The organism is Pseudomonas sp. GD04019 (assembly GCF_029837695.1).
Taxonomy (GTDB): domain Bacteria; phylum Pseudomonadota; class Gammaproteobacteria; order Pseudomonadales; family Pseudomonadaceae; genus Aquipseudomonas.
Genome location: NZ_JAOEEA010000006.1, coordinates 88,753 through 103,988 on the forward strand (window position 1 = coordinate 88,753; position 15,236 = coordinate 103,988).

Annotated in this window: 13 protein-coding genes; 2 read left to right on the forward strand and 11 right to left on the reverse strand. The window is 54.5% G+C overall.

The features are described from left to right. Window positions 1-45: 45 nt before the first annotated feature. The 11 genes from N7607_RS11190 to N7607_RS11240 form a co-directional block, all read right to left on the reverse strand. Window positions 46-918 carry an FkbM family methyltransferase gene (locus tag N7607_RS11190; RefSeq protein ID WP_279867860.1) on the reverse strand — a complete coding sequence of 291 codons (873 nt, stop codon included), beginning with the start codon at window positions 916-918 and terminating at the stop codon, window positions 46-48. A gap of 81 nt (window positions 919-999) precedes the next feature. Then, a complete protein-coding gene (locus N7607_RS11195) occupies window positions 1,000-2,358 on the reverse strand; it encodes an ABC transporter ATP-binding protein (RefSeq protein ID WP_279867862.1) in 1,359 nt (452 codons plus the stop codon). Between the two features lie 19 nt (window positions 2,359-2,377). Then, window positions 2,378-3,184, reverse strand: coding sequence for an ABC transporter permease (locus N7607_RS11200; protein WP_279867863.1), 807 nt, complete (start codon window positions 3,182-3,184; stop codon window positions 2,378-2,380). A 136-nt stretch (window positions 3,185-3,320) separates the two neighbouring features. Beyond that, complete coding sequence (locus N7607_RS11205; RefSeq protein ID WP_279867864.1) at window positions 3,321-4,763, reverse strand: mannose-1-phosphate guanylyltransferase/mannose-6-phosphate isomerase; 1,443 nt, start codon at window positions 4,761-4,763, stop codon at window positions 3,321-3,323. Between the two features lie 6 nt (window positions 4,764-4,769). Continuing rightward, a complete protein-coding gene (gmd, locus tag N7607_RS11210; RefSeq protein ID WP_279867865.1) occupies window positions 4,770-5,741 on the reverse strand; it encodes a GDP-mannose 4,6-dehydratase in 972 nt (323 codons plus the stop codon). A 201-nt stretch (window positions 5,742-5,942) separates the two neighbouring features. Next, the gene (locus N7607_RS11215; protein WP_279867866.1) at window positions 5,943-6,839 is read right to left on the reverse strand and encodes a GDP-mannose 4,6-dehydratase; all 897 of its coding nucleotides are present in this window, start codon (window positions 6,837-6,839) and stop codon (window positions 5,943-5,945) included. Window positions 6,840-6,848: 9 nt separating this feature from the next. Further along, window positions 6,849-7,703, reverse strand: coding sequence for an FkbM family methyltransferase (locus N7607_RS11220; RefSeq protein ID WP_279867867.1), 855 nt, complete (start codon window positions 7,701-7,703; stop codon window positions 6,849-6,851). Window positions 7,704-7,729: 26 nt separating this feature from the next. Continuing rightward, a complete protein-coding gene (locus N7607_RS11225; protein WP_279867869.1) occupies window positions 7,730-8,875 on the reverse strand; it encodes an acyltransferase in 1,146 nt (381 codons plus the stop codon). An 80-nt stretch (window positions 8,876-8,955) separates the two neighbouring features. Next, the gene (locus N7607_RS11230) at window positions 8,956-9,831 is read right to left on the reverse strand and encodes a class I SAM-dependent methyltransferase (RefSeq protein WP_279867870.1); all 876 of its coding nucleotides are present in this window, start codon (window positions 9,829-9,831) and stop codon (window positions 8,956-8,958) included. Beyond that, window positions 9,822-11,363 carry a glycosyltransferase gene (locus N7607_RS11235; RefSeq protein WP_279867871.1) on the reverse strand — a complete coding sequence of 514 codons (1,542 nt, stop codon included), beginning with the start codon at window positions 11,361-11,363 and terminating at the stop codon, window positions 9,822-9,824. The genes N7607_RS11230 and N7607_RS11235 overlap by 10 nt, the downstream gene beginning before the upstream one ends. After that, a complete protein-coding gene (locus N7607_RS11240) occupies window positions 11,360-12,610 on the reverse strand; it encodes a glycosyltransferase (RefSeq protein ID WP_279867873.1) in 1,251 nt (416 codons plus the stop codon). Before N7607_RS11240 ends, N7607_RS11235 begins: the two co-directional genes overlap by 4 nt. Before the next feature lie 342 nt (window positions 12,611-12,952). Between N7607_RS11240 and N7607_RS11245 the strand changes: the two genes are divergently transcribed. Next, a complete protein-coding gene (locus tag N7607_RS11245) occupies window positions 12,953-13,273 on the forward strand; it encodes a DUF2388 domain-containing protein (protein WP_279867875.1) in 321 nt (106 codons plus the stop codon). Beyond that, complete coding sequence (locus N7607_RS11250; protein WP_279867910.1) at window positions 13,273-15,234, forward strand: DUF4105 domain-containing protein; 1,962 nt, start codon at window positions 13,273-13,275, stop codon at window positions 15,232-15,234. Before N7607_RS11245 ends, N7607_RS11250 begins: the two co-directional genes overlap by 1 nt. Window positions 15,235-15,236 lie beyond the last annotated feature (2 nt).

A 15,236-nucleotide genomic window follows, 5' to 3' on the forward strand; every position in this document is an offset into this window, starting at 1 on the left:
TGCCGATCAGGCAGCCATAGCAGACGAGTGAGGCTTTCAGCCAGATCAGGCCATCAGATCAGCCAAATCGGTGAGGCGATTGGAGTCTTTGTGAATGCAAAGCAGATTCAAAAAGCCCCAATGATTAGGTGAGATATCTTCGCCTAAGCGACGCTCGATTGCCTCTAGGTCGAGGCAGCGCAACCTGGGAGTATGCTCGGATACTTCATACAGGCTATAGCCCAAACCGAGCAGTTCCGTGGCCAGAGTCATAGGGTCATCCCCTGAACGTGTCAGACCAAAGGGCCAGAACTCCACCACCATCACAGGCCTCCAACCCGCTGCCAGCAAACCTGCCGCGCCACGTAGGATCTTTGCCTCCGAACCCTGAGTGTCGGACTTGACGATGCTTGGCAGTAGCTCGTTACGCCCAACAAAAAAAGCATCCAGTGTGGTGACGTCAACTGCCACCATAATGCGCTCGGTGGTATCGGAAAATAATCGATGGTCACCTAGGTTGGATTCCGACCTGTAGAACGGCAGCTGTCCCTGCCGATCACTTACCGCCGCATTGATGGTCTGGACCACTCCATGCCGATCAGCAAGGGCCACGTTGTGCCTGAGGACTCTGTAGTTAGTGGCGTCCGGCTCGAACGCGATCACCGCGCCTTGACCACCGACCAGTTTAGCGGCCAACGCAGTGTACCAGCCGATGTTAGCGCCCAAATCCAACACCCGGTCACCTGGTCTGCACAACCGACCAAAGACGGTTGTTTCGAAGGGCTCCCAAATTCCGTCACGCTCCAAGTCGCGTGAAATACATTCGTCAGTGCCCGCGTGGATTGCAAACTCGAATTTCGGAAGATCCAGAGCCTGCGCTTGCACCAGCCGATGGATCGGCTTAGATCGCTGGCGCAGCCAATTTACCCAGCCCTTCATGTCTTAACCGCCATAAGCTTTTTCTCTGCCTCTTGGGGCCACCTCAAGACTCCGCACTGGATCGCACCACTCATCATAATGTCATGCCAGGATCTGAGTTGAGATAGCACAGGGCGCATGGGCAACACCCCAAAGGTTGTGCTCCTGCTCACCATCGGGATAGAGGATGGAGTAACGTGCGCCCCCCACGCAGTAATCGACGACCTTATCGAGCATCAGCTGGCCCTTATTCACCGGGCTCAGGACAAAGGAAGCGATACCCGCCATCAGACCGTACTCACCAGGGCATAGCGGACTGACAAACTCGAACTCGATAACCTTCAGCGCCTGCGGATTGTCTGCAGTGATGTATGTACCAGCCTGAACCGAATTGAAATGCATGATCTGACAGCCGCTGGTATCGGCAATGCCCAAGGTGATTCCGTAGTCGGCCGGCAATGGCTGCTCGGCACGGTAGAACACCTGTACCTTGCACTTGGTGTTGAAGAGCACTCTGTCGGTATCCACGCCATGTTGATCGCGTAGCACGATATCGACGATACGCGCCTCTCCGCTGCCAGTGCGCAAGGGCCCTACACGCTCGGCAAACGCAGTGTGGCGCGCCTGTTGATCGGCGGTTCCCTGATCCACCCGGATAGGCGTACCAGCCCGACCGATATCAGCCTTGTCCTTGAGTCCGGATTGCACCATGCGCCGGAAGATATCTTTCTGGTACTCAGCACCTACTGCAGCAGAAGGACCGGATAGGCGCACACGCCCCTTATCCATCCAGATCCCTTGCTGGCAAAGAGATCGAATCGAGTCGGCAGCATGAGTGACATAAATGAAGGTAGTGCCACGGTCCAGCAGAGACTTAATCTTGTGCAGACACTTGTTCTGAAAATAGGCGTCACCCACGCTCAGAGCTTCGTCCACGATCAGAATCTCCGGCTCAACATACACAGCACAGGCGAAGCCCAGACGCACAGCCATACCGCTGCTATAGGTTTTCACCGGATGATCGATGGCATCGCGTAGCTCGCTGAACTGAATAATGTCCGGCACCGCTTCGTCAATCTCACCGCGAGTCATGCCGTGCAGCATGCAGAACTGACGAATATTTTCCCGACCAGGCAGCTCCGGATTGAATCCGGCGCCCAGCTCCAGCAGCGCGGAAATTCGCCCTTTGACCCGCACAGTACCCGAGGACGGCATCAGCACGCCCGAAAGCACTTTCAGCAAGGTACTCTTGCCGCTGCCGTTCTCGCCTACGATACCCAGCCGGCTGCCACGCTCCAGCGTCAGCGATACATCGTCCAGCGCCCGAACTTCGCGAGCATAACGTTTCCGTCCAGCAGTCAGCAGCTCGATCATACGATGCTGCGGACTGCTATAGGTCTGGTAGATTTTGTAAACGTTCGTCAGCTCAATGATCGAGCTGGAATCAGTACTGTTCTTCACCAACAACTACTCGCTCTGCTCAGATCACATCAGCAAAACCGGACTTCAACTTGCGGAACAGGCATACCCCGCCAAGCAGCACCGCCACGGCAACGCCAAATACCGTGAGCAGCGCATACCACATGATTTCTCCCGTGCCGAACACGGCATGGCGGGATATTTCGACCAGGTAATAGAACGGGTTGTAATCCATGATGACACCCCGTACCCACAGAGCCCCATGGTCCTCCACAAGCGTGGCAGGATAGAGAATCGGCGTTAGCCAAAACAGGATGTTCATTGCCACTGGAACAATCTGTGCCAAGTCAGGGATATATACCGCAAGAGCTGACATGCCATAGGCAATGCCCAAGGCCAGAACTACACAGATCGCCCATACCAATACATACAGGTAAGCCGTATTGGCCAAGGGCACGTTCAATTGCACCATCAGCCCCGTCACAATAACCAAGATGATGGCTTGACTGATAAACGCGGAGAGCACCGGCACAAGCGGCAACACCCAAAATGGAAAAGCGATCTTATTGATCAGATAGCCATACTCGCGCAACACCACGGTGCTGCGGTTGACGGTATCGGCGAAAAATATCCACAAGGAAAATGGCAAGAAATAAAACAGCGCGAACGGGATATCGCCATAGCGCACGCCCATGCGGCCATTCATCAAAATCGAGAACACCACGACATTGATAACCGCGTATAGAAGAGGCACGCCAATGGTCCAGGCAACCCCGGCATAGGAGCTGGCGTAGCGGTTCCTAATATCCTGCTTCGCCAGCATCCACGCTAGCGCCAACCCTGATCTTAACCCCGCCTTACGCGCCATCTCTTCCGCCTAATTTCTTTACGCAGCGCCGTGAAACAGCGGAATATTCCCCTGATTCCGAGCATTCGTGCACACATCAAAACATCCGAGCCCTGAGCAGACTCTTAAAGCACACCAAGCTTCGCTACCAGCACTGTCAGACAGGAACTCGGCCATAGTTGTCCTCAAAGCGCACAATATCGTCCTCACCCAGATATTCGCCGCTTTGAACTTCAATCATGACCAGATCAATGACACCAGAATTCTCCAGACGGTGACGATGTCCTGCCGGTATGAAGGTGGACTCGTTGCTGTTGATAAGTTGAGTCATTGTTCCATTGACCACCTTGGCCATGCCTTGCACAACAATCCAGTGCTCACTACGGTGATGGTGCATCTGTAGCGAAAGCGCACGTCCTGGCTTAACCACAATGCGCTTGATCTTAAAGCGTGCGCCCTCTTCCAGTACGGTATAGGTTCCCCAAGGCCGTGACACTGTCCGATGCAGACGATAGGCCTCGTGATTTTCCAGCTTCAGGCGCTTGGCCACTTGGCCTACCTGCTGTGCACAACTCGCATGAGCCACCAGCACCGCATCGTCGGTCTCAACCACGATCAGGTCATCCACACCGACTGTGGCTACAAGACGGCTCTGGCTCTGCACATATGTATTACGGCTATCGATGAATAGGGCATCGCCTTGCACCCGATTGTGATCAGTATCAGCACTCACTAGATCACGCAAGGCAGTCCATGAGCCGATGTCACTCCAGTCGAACTGCGCAGGTACTACCGCAACCTGCCGAGAGTGCTCCATCAAGGCGTAGTCAATGGAAATGTCCGGCAACTCCGCGAAGAATTTACCGTCGAGCTCCTGCAGCGTGCCTCCGGAAACGCTTTGTGCGTTGCTGATCCCAACACAAGTACTCGCCCGCTCCAGCAGCTCCGGCGCATGCTCCTGCAGCTCGCGAATCAGCGTTCCTGCAGCGAAGCAAAACATCCCTGAGTTCCATAGGAAACGCCCACTTTCCAGATAGTGCTGGGCGGTATCGCTGTCAGGCTTTTCCACAAAACGCTTTACCCGGCTACCACCCTGTTCATCCAAGGCATCACCCACTTCGATGTAGCCGAAACCCGTTTCTGGTGCGGTCGGCCGCACGCCGTAGGTCACCAGATAGCCATTTTTCGCCAGTTGTACTGCGTGCTCAGTCGCAACGGAAAAACCTGGGAGGTCTTGAATCAGGTGGTCGGCTGCCATCACCACCAATACGGTGTCCTCGCCGTATTCCGCAGCCAGCGCCAGTGCAGCAACCGCCAGTGCTGGCGCTGTGTTGCGCCCTTGCGGCTCTAGAATAAAGCGCGACCGGCAACCGGACAGCTTTGCCTCAGCGAAGTGATCCCTACTCTCGAAATAGTGTTCACGGTTAGTCACGGTGACGATCTCACCATCACCGACCAGCAGATTCGCGGCACGCACGTATGTCTTTAGCAGCAGCGACTGACCATCGGGCAGCCGCATGAACGGCTTCGGATGATCCTCGCGCGAAACGGGCCAGAGACGAGTGCCGGCACCACCGGACAATACGACAGGGACGATCATGAAACCTTACTCCTTGGCAACGCGGCGCAGATCCGCTTCAACCATCATGCTAATTAACTGCGTGAGGCTAGTAGTTGGATGCCAACCTAGCTGACGTTCAGCCTTAATGGGGTTGCCAAGTAGGATATCGACTTCTGCAGGGCGGAAGAACTGGGGGTCAATAACCACGTGGTCCTCATAATTTAAACCAACGTGTTCAAAAGCAAGTTTGCACATATCGCGAACAGTTGTTGTAACACCTGTCGCAACCACATAATCATCCGGCGTGTCCTGCTGCAACATCAACCACATTGCTTTAACATAATCGCCAGCAAACCCCCAGTCACGCTTGGCGTCTATGTTGCCTAGGCGCAACTCTCTTTGCCTACCAAGTTTAATCCGAGCCACTGCATCAGTAACTTTCCGAGTGACAAACTCAATGCCCCTTAGCGGAGATTCATGGTTAAACAAAATCCCACTAGAAGCATGTAAACCAAAGCTCTCCCGATAGTTAACAGTAATCCAGTGACCATATAATTTGGCTACGCCGTATGGGCTGCGCGGGTAGAATGGCGTATCTTCGTCTTGACGCTCTGCTTGAATAAGCCCAAACATTTCACTAGTAGATGCTTGATAAAATCGCGCCTCGGGATTGAACTGGCGAATAGCTTCTAGTAGGTGAGTTACGCCTAACCCATCGACCACGCCGGTGATAACCGGCTGATCCCAAGAACTCCCAACAAAGCTTTGCGCACCCAAATTATAGACTTCGTGCGCCTGAGATTTAATTAATGCCCGCTGAATCGAACAAGCATCAGCCAGATCCCCCTCAATATAATTAATCTGACTTTCAACTCCCAGTTCACGCAAGCGCCAACGGGTATCGCTGCTACGGCGCGCCGCCAAGCCAAATACTTTATATCCTTTCTCCAACAGCAGCTTTGCTAAATATGCGCCATCTTGGCCGGTAACACCTGTGATCAAGGCATTTTTTGACATTATTTTTATCTCAATAATCTAAGGCATTCGGCCCGCATGAATCATAATTCGAACAAAGAAATGCTCGTCAACCCCAATACCATATATCAAGCGCCATTATTCGCTGGCCTTCAGACATAAGCTATGCGTGTATTATCCTTTTCGCTTATCGCATTATCTTTCACGCTCACAATAGCATGACAGTACGGCGACCACCCGACATCAAACTCGAGCCCTCCAGTCGGTCAAGACGCATTGCAGCGTGTGATCGATAGTCACAGCTGGCGCCCAGCCTGTCTCTTGCCGCAGCTTTTCAGAACACCCAATAACTCGGCGCTGATCACTTGGGCGAAATCGCTGAGGGTCCTGAACTAATTCAATCTTCACGCCTAAAAGGCCTGCCATTTTCTCGATAAGACCGCGGACACTCTGCTCCTGCCCTGAGCAGACGTTATATATCTCACCATCTCGCCCATTTGCCAACAGGGAGAAATATGCTGAGATGACGTCATGAACATCTAAAAAATCTCGGGACACATCGACATCTCCCACTATTAATCGAGGATCCTGCAGCCCATTATTTACTCGCACCAATTGTCTAGCCATATCGGCGATAACAAAGTCCGGACGCTGGCCCGGGCCTATGTGATTAAACGGTCTTGCTACCATAATGCGCCATGGCTCAACGCGGCTCCATTGCTGGCACAATAACTCTGCGGCAACCTTACTCACTGCATAAGGGTTAGATGGCCGCGGTTGGAGACTCTCCGTTATTGGAAGCGAGTCCTCATTGACCTGCCCATAAACATCCCCAGAGCTTACATAGAGGAAGCTGCCATTGAACTTGTGGCGTTTGAGCGCCTGTAACAAGTTCAGTGTTCCCATTAAATTGACTTGTAAGGTCTTCTCGGGATTGCGAAACGACTCTGGCACAAAAGTCTGACCAGCCAAATGAATGACCGCATCTGGTACACATTGGGCAAGGCATCCATCAATAGATGCAGTATCCAGCACATCCAGAGCCATGGGCGGCAGCAACCGCCAATGCGGCGGTACTTGCGTCTGAATATGCTGGCCTACAAAGCCACCAAGACCTGTAACCAGGAGCGTCTCAGCCATCACTGTTCTTCACGCAAGAGCACGCCCACCAAATCTGGCCTTCCAGTGTGCAAGACAGCGCAACAGCCGCCAAGAACGGCTCGCCTGTAATGCGCTCAACTGCTGTTCAGCTTGCCTAGCACGCTGCTCGGCCTGCTGCAGATCTGCCCTCAACACTTCTACCTCTTGAGCCGAGCTACTCAGTAGATGTCCCGGACATAACCGAAATTCATCTAGAACACAAGGAAACATCGAAAGCGGGTCAATCAACCGCGCCTGCTCTTTGGCAACAAAATACCGATTAATTCCGTCGCAACTAGCATAGAGATAACCTGCGGCCATGAGAAGATCTTCCCAATCTGGATGCTTGTCAAAAGCCGACTCCAGCACAACTATCCAAGGGCGCCAACGGGTAAAGTCCATGCTTTCGAGCACTTGCCGCTCGAAACCCTCTACATCGATTTTGAGGAAATGAAGAGGTACATCGGATGGCATATACTCTTCGCAAATGCTATCAAGACGTCTAGTCTGCACAGTTCGTGGAACGAACTGAATTCCAATACCCTCATGGACCTCCCGCATATCTTCACTGAGAGTAGATAGACCGGTCTCACGGTTCTCATAGAACCTCAGTTCGCCAGCCTCTGGCGCAACCGCAACACAAAGATTGATTTCATCAGGCCTCGCCTCACATAGAGCATCATAATAGTGCTCCACGGGCTCGATATTTATCCCCCTCCAACCTCGCTCATAAAAAGAGCGTGTCACGGAGTCTAAATTGGGGTGGTTTGCCCCAACATCGATATACCAACCAGGCCCTGTCAATTTCAATGCACGCCAAAGCGTGACATCCTCAAAATTTTGCGCATAAGAAATAAATGTCATTTTATTCTAATCCATTAATGGCAAAGCTACGCAGAAGTCGCTGCACCGTCATTTAAACTGCTATCGCGCTGTATACGTTGCGCAGCATTTTTCCCACGACGCCGCAAAGGCTCTTCGACAAACCGATAATTCAACTCACTGAACAGCAATATCAGCACCGAGGCCGTAAACAAATATAGATAAAAATAATCAGGACCAGCTTCTTGAGCCTTTGGCGACAAGCGATACCAAATTTCCCGCGTAAAACAAAACGCTGGAACATGTATTAAATACATGGCATATGAACGAGAACCAAACCAGCACATTACTCGCTTAAACAAACCTGAACGACAAAGAAAATCCTCATCATAAGAAGCAACCCAGACAAGAGCAGCTGATATCAGTGCAATCATACCCATACGAAACGAGACAATCTTCAGCTCATGTGAACTTAATGCACTCATGCATATAAATGCCAGCGCAAGAAAAGCCCCTCCAACATAAGCATTCATAAAGCGAGGCTTACTGAGTTTATAGGTGGCATGCCCTACCCACAAAGCAATCAATACACCCAAAGCCAAAGCATCTGTCCTTACAACCATTCCCACAAGAGAACGAGCCGAGAAGATTTGCACTAACACCAAAGCAGCTAACACATACGGCAACCACCGCTTAGCAAGCAGTACAACTAACGGAAAGACAAGGTAGAACTGCTCCTCAAGCGAGAGACTCCAATAGGGGAAGCTCACGCCGTAATCTCTGAGCCCAAATGTCTCAGCAAAGCGAAAATTAGCCACTTGCATAACTGCGGCCACTGTAGCCTCTACATTCGCCCGTATAGTGCTAAACGCGCCGGACTCGTTAAAACCAATCGTTGCAAACAATATAACAAACAGCCAAAACCATGCGGACGGCCATAACCTCCATGCGCGGCGAACCCAAAATGCGAGCGTGATACGAGCTGCAGCATCAGTGCTATTGGCAGCTTGTAGCTTTGGAACCAGATCGCGAGCAATAACAAATCCTGATATTGCGAAAAACAAATCTACGCCAAAGCCACCAGAGAAATACGCATAAAACCTAGCAAGAGCAGGCGTACTCCAAGTAAAAAGCGAACCATTCGCGTGATAAATAACCACAAAGAGAACAGCGAACCCTCGCAAAAACTCTATATCCTCGATCCTTCGCCGCATAGAAAAGACGCCCAGCTATAAATTACAAAAAAAGCCCATGACCCTTATCAAACCACAAGCCAATTCAGACAAAGAAATTTTCATGTAGGTTTGCGCGCAATGATAACCTGGCTTTTCGGCAACAAATCATCTAATCGCTGCTTGAGCAACAACCCTGAAGGCAGTTGCAAAATGCGCTTCCACAAACCGGCCCAGTCAGAGAGTAAAGAAGCGTACGGCGGAACGATCTGGTCATGTGTAGCGCCAATATGAACCCTCCCCTGAGCCTGGCTATCCGCCCAGTACAGTGCGATCCAGAATGCCCAATAGAAGCCACTCCGCTCGCTATGGAGAATCTCCAACCCCGCGCTTTTTACCAAATGTTCGAACTGCTCTTCTTCCAAAATATGAATATGGTTCGGCGCTTCGAAGTGGCTATCCGGAGCAATACCTTGCTGCATACGCTCTGAGCGCGGATGAGGAACACTCAATAGGTAGAGAGCTCCCGGCATACCCAATCTAAATAGTTCGGCAAGGATCTCTGCCGGATCTTCGACATGCTCAAGAACTTCCTGCGCTACTACTCGGTTCACACACGCATCTGCGAGAGGTAGCGGCAACGACTCACTGTGGATTCCTTGAAAAGCTTCCGCTCTGCTCTCAGATAGAGAAGCACTCAGTTGCTCTATTTTGCTGGCGTCGCTGTCCGCAAAAATAACTTTCGCACCCTGGCGAGAACAAAATCGAGTAGCACCGCCACCACCACAACCAAAGTCGAGCACAACATCTTGCTGACCAACCGCAAAACCTGGATAAAGTTCCCCAGTTGCGTTATTAAAGCTTCCTCCAAGCACTGCGTCATATAGCCCGCAATCTCTAGAGTCGACTGGACTATTAGAAACGTGCACTGCCTGAATTTCATCAGGCCGTACATGCCTACTCCACCACGCCGCTAAGCGCTCCAAAATCACACGCATGAAGCAGCCTCTAGAAAAGGTCTGAGTTTTACCGCAAGTACATCACGAGAGCAGTGCTGGCGCATCCGCTCGATGGCATATTCAGACATAGCAGCGTATCGCTCAGGATATTCATGATAAATAGTATAGGCCTCTACAAAGGCTTCCCGCAGAGATGTCCAACTGATCTGTTTGCGATGTGTACGCGTAGCAAAGCGTGGATCATGGGGCCAACCGGTTGCCTCATCCCAGCTCTCCACCACAAAAGCCATTTGATTGTCGATATAGTCCATCATCCCGGAATGATCAGGGGCAATGGCCGGCTTGCCACATGATAAGAACTCCATCAGCGGCAAACACTGCCCCTCGCCATAGGAAGCGTTAACCACATAAGCAGTAGCACCAACCAGCGCTTGGTAATCGGCATCATCCAAATAGCCATGCAGCAAAATTACACGGCAACGAAATGCAGGTAGACGTGCCAAATAGCGCAGCATGTCAACAATAGGGGAAGTGCAGGCACGATGGGTGAGCTTAAATAGGAGCACTGCATCATCGCGCTCGGCAAACGCATTGCAGAATGCACTGAGTAAATCCTGCCAGTTCTTGCGGCCGTCGTACGGATTGAAAACCGAGGTAAATACCACTCCCTCAACAACCAACTCAAAGGGTGCCGCTTGAAACAGCGCTGCTGGCACATTCCCATCTGAAATAGGCCTGCCTGACTTCAACGACTGAGCAGTACGAGGCAGCATATCTGCCAGCACGCTGGTGTACCATGTTACCGCATAGCGTTTGGATATCTGCCACCAACTCCTATCCAAAAGACGTCGTGGAGGATTGTGTATGTTTAAAGCAGCCGTAGCCTCATATGATGCACCTTCACCAAATCGCCGATGGACAACCTCAAGCTCAACACGCCGACGCTCCTCAGCCTCTAACTCCGCTTTCGGCATAGACGTGCCATGAACTTGTGAATGCCAGTAGTCAGGCTTTGCGTCTAAGAAACTTGGCAAATCCAGCACCCTGCTGTCAAACAGTGCCCCCTGCCCTCGAATCAACCACGGTCCTTGCTGGCGCGGTAATTCACGCAGGCCAGCAAAAGCATCCCAGACCGGAGCAGGAGCGTTGAGTAGTCGATAACTCGACTCCAACACTTTGTATGCAGCGTCTATCGTGGATACAGAGTGGGTAACAGCAAAACCCAACTGACGAAGCACCCAACTCCAGTCTTCCTCAGGCCGCCCCAACCATGCTTCGTTAGGGATGCTGTCAAACTCCCAAGCAAATACCGGGATGGTTGGGCATTGCAAGTTAAGTAACGTTCGGTGCGGCGGCGAGAAACTCAGGAACACACAGGCTTCGCCCTTAGCTCTGCACTCAAGATAAATGGGATCCACCTCATCCTGAGGATTCTCCATAACCTGAACTTCACCCAAGGCTCGTAGCACAGGCAAAAACTCGCGGAGGACGAAATAGTAGCTGTACTCAGAGGTACCCAAACGGCTTTGTAAGTTGGAAGCACTGGTTTCGGAGTAGACAAGAATTCTCATGAAACCATCCGTCGGGCATCTATTCCTTCTTGCGCATTTAATGTCAGGAGAAAGAAACGCTTTAAAACTTCACCAATATATTCATTAGAAGCATGGACTCGCATGCCATCACGAGCCATTTTGGACTTCTGACGATATAACTCGGGTGCCTGCTGGGCCAACTCATAGCTCTGTACAAACGCTTGGCACAATGACTCCCAGTTCAGGCGAAGCGCCTGTAGGTGCATCTGCTTGTCCACATCCCCCACCCAACAGGCTGGTTGCAGATCGCCCTTAACCAAAAAGGCATTATCCGGTGTCAACCAATCGGCTAGCGCACTGTAGGCAGGCCCTATCACTGGCCGTCCAGCGCTGAGAAATTCCTGCGCGGTCAGCGCCGATGCTTCAGCCTCAGAAGCCTGCACCAAATAGTCGCTAGCTGAGATCAGCGCTGCATATTCATCAGCTTGCAGGAAGGCACTAATTGCAACTACCCGGCAACGGAACGGAGACAAGCGTGAAAGCACAGTCAACAGCGGAATAATCCCAGAGGATTCATTATGGTGCGTAAATTTGAGCACCAATGTGGCATTTGGCTCATCGCGAAAGGTCAGACAAAACGCTGAGAGCATATCTGCCCAGCGAAAATGGGTATCCTCCGCCCGCAAGACACATGTGTAAACAGTGCCATATAGCTTGAGTCGCTGTAGTTGGGCTGAGCTCTCAGGCTCCAAAATGGGTTTTCGCAGATACGATCTAACCGCATCTTGCCACCAACCTCGCATCAACAGGCGAGTTATTCCCAATCGCTGGCGTAGGCTCAGCCGCCGAGAAGAAGCAGGCTCAGCAACGAACTCTTGATCACCCTGCGCTAGGCCATCAACGGATAGACCAATACGCGGGCTGTCGAGCAAATGCCCGTGAAACTCCAATAAGCGCGGGCGGTTCTTTGGGAAAACTCCACTCTCCGGACACAGTCCGGAAAAGCGCTCTGCAGGTTGCGCTGGAATAACTTGTACTGGATAGCTATCGCCCATCAGCCGGCGTACAGCACCTGCGGCCTGTTGGCTAAATACCAAAGCACCACGACACGAGGCAAAACCACGTCGCCAAGCGTCCAACGGCTGCTGGGCACATGCAGGCGGAAACTCATCATATGGCCAAGCACAGACCAGCAGCCGTAAGGTTTGGTCTGCCGGTGGCAACTGGTATGGCAAGCAGAAGTAAAGCATTGCAGCCTGTTCCGCCAGTTTTGGATGGGTCAGCAAATCTGATAAAGCTTCAGCAGCGAAGTGGTGTCCTTGGCCAGGACTACCTAACTGAGATGGGTGAAGCCTCGGATTGAGAACACAACGAGTCTGAATCGGCATTTTTATAGCTATAACGCTTGGAACTGCGTCGAAAAGATAGGGATACTGTAAACAGGTAAGCCCCCGGACTGAGTCGAGTCTACGAGGCAGACAGTTGCCGAACAAGAGCCTTACGGCAATTGTCACCCCATATCTGTCTACGCACACCTGCCTATGTGGTAAGGCAATGTGCTTCAGTCGCTTGAACCGGCGGCAACGCTTCGCGTCCAATATGCGCCTTTAACCTATGGAGCCCATGTCATGCGCCTTGCTGTCGTCCTCCTCGCGCTATCTACTCTGATTCCACTGGCCAATATTCAGGCGCAGACCCTGGTGGCCACCAGCAACATCATCGTCCGCGCGCTGGATCGCAGCTTCGACTTCACCTCCGACACCACCACCTCGGTGCGTGACATGAAGGTCGTCCGCGCCGCTCGTGATGACGCCGCCAGCTTCGTCGCCAGCCAGGGCGAGTTCCGTGGGGTGCAGCTGGAGGCAGCCTTCGCTACTCTGCGCGAGCGCCTGCCGGAAGCTCGCCAGGCCGATGACCAGGTGCTCGCCGAAGCCATTCTCGCCCTGTGATTCCCCGCGCCGCGCGCTGGCTGGTCGCGCTGCTGCTCGCCGGCGCCAGCGTCGGCCTTCAGGCCGAGCTGCGCCTGGACCTGGACCGGGAGGACCTGTCCCCCGCCGAAATCCAGGCCAGCCAGGCCCTGCTGGATCAGGCCGTAGCGGCCCTGCCGCCGAGTTTTGTCCAGCGCCTGGATCGCCAGGTCGAGGTGCGCTGGTCCGCTGATCTGCCGTTCGACGTCTACGGCCGCATCACTCGTCTCGACGCCCTCAGCCTCAATGCCCAGCTATTGCCGCGCCTGCTCGACCCCACCCTGGCCGATGCCAGCAGCGGACGTGCCCACGGCAGTCTGCGGCGCGAGCTGCTGGCTACCGTGCTGCACGAACTGACCCACCTGTACGACCGCGCCCGCCTGTGGCCGGCCAGCGAGCGCCAGCAGCAGTGGCGCTGCCGGAACGAATTCGCCAGCAGCGGCCTGGTCGGCCAACGCGACCTGTGCCGCGGGCAGACCGAGCGGCGCTTCAGCCTCAGCGACGACCCGCAGCTGCTCGACCTGGCTGGCTGGCAGCAGCAGGTCGGCAAGCGGGGTACCCGCGAGCAGGACAATGGCCAGGTGGCGCGCAGCCCCGACCCCTACGAGCTGAGCAACCCGCGCGAGTTCGTCGCGGTGAACATGGAGTACTTCCTGCTCGACCCGACCTACGCCTGCCGCCGCCCCACCCTTCAGCGCTACCTGCGTCAGCACTTCGCCTGGCAGCCGGCACAACAGGCCGAGTGCGCCGCGGACTATGCCTACCTCAACGCCGGCCGCGACTTCGCCCGCCAGCCTCTGGGCCGGCTCGATCCCGAGCGGGTCTACGAAGTCGACTACCTGCTCGCCGAGCCCAATCAGCAGTGGGCCAGCCGCTGGGGTCACAGCATGCTGCGCCTGGTGGTGTGCGCCCCTGGTCGTCCGCGCGGCCCGGCCTGCCGGCTGGACCTGGACCAGCATCTGGTGCTGTCCTACCGCGCCTTCGTCGGCGACGTGCAGCTGTCCAGCTGGGACGGGCTAACCGGCGCCTATCCCTCGCGCCTGTTCATCCTGCCGCTTGCCCAGGTGATCGAGGAGTACACCAAGGTCGAGCTGCGTGGGTTGTCCTCGATCCCCCTGCGCCTGTCGCGCGAAGAGACCGAGCAACTGGTGGCACGCGCCGCCGAACAGCACTGGAGCTACGACGGCGACTACTGGTTCCTCTCCAACAACTGTGCGGTGGAGACCCTCAAGCTGCTGCGCGGTGGCACCGGGCGCAGCGAGCTGCAGGGGCTGGACAGCATCATGCCCAACGGCCTGCTGGACATTCTCGAGACGCGCGGCCTGGCTGACCGCAGTGTGCTGGCCGACTCGCGCGAGGCGCTGCGCCTGGGTTATCGCTTCGACTCGTTCCGCGACCGCTACCAGGCCATGTTCGTGATCCTGCGCGAGCGCCTGGCGGTGCCGCAGCAGGAGGTGGAAGACTGGCTGGCGCTGCCGCCGGAACAGCGCCGCACCTGGTTCGCCAAGGCCGACCTGCGCGCCAGCGCGGCCCTCCTGCTACTGGAACAGGCCGCCCTGCGTCGCCAGCTGCTGCTGGCCCAGGAACAGCTCAAGCAGCGCTACCTGGGCGCCCGTGACGAACCCGGTGAGCAGCGCTTCGCCGAGGCCGATGCCACTCTGCGGCAGATCCTCGACAACAGCGGCTTCCTCAGCCGCCCGGCCGAGCTGCTGGACGCCGGTTACGGCCTGCCGCAGCCCGGCGAATGGCAGCAGCTGGAAGCTGCCAGCAGCGCGCGCCAGCTCAAGCTACGCCAGCTCAGCGACGATCTCGACCGCGAAGTCCGCCTGCTGCTGGAGCCCGAGCTGCTGGCCGAGATCGAGGCCGGCGAGGCCAACCTGGAGCAGCTCGGCCAACACCTACGCACGCTGCACAAGGCCAGCGGCGGCCTGATCCTGCCGTAGGC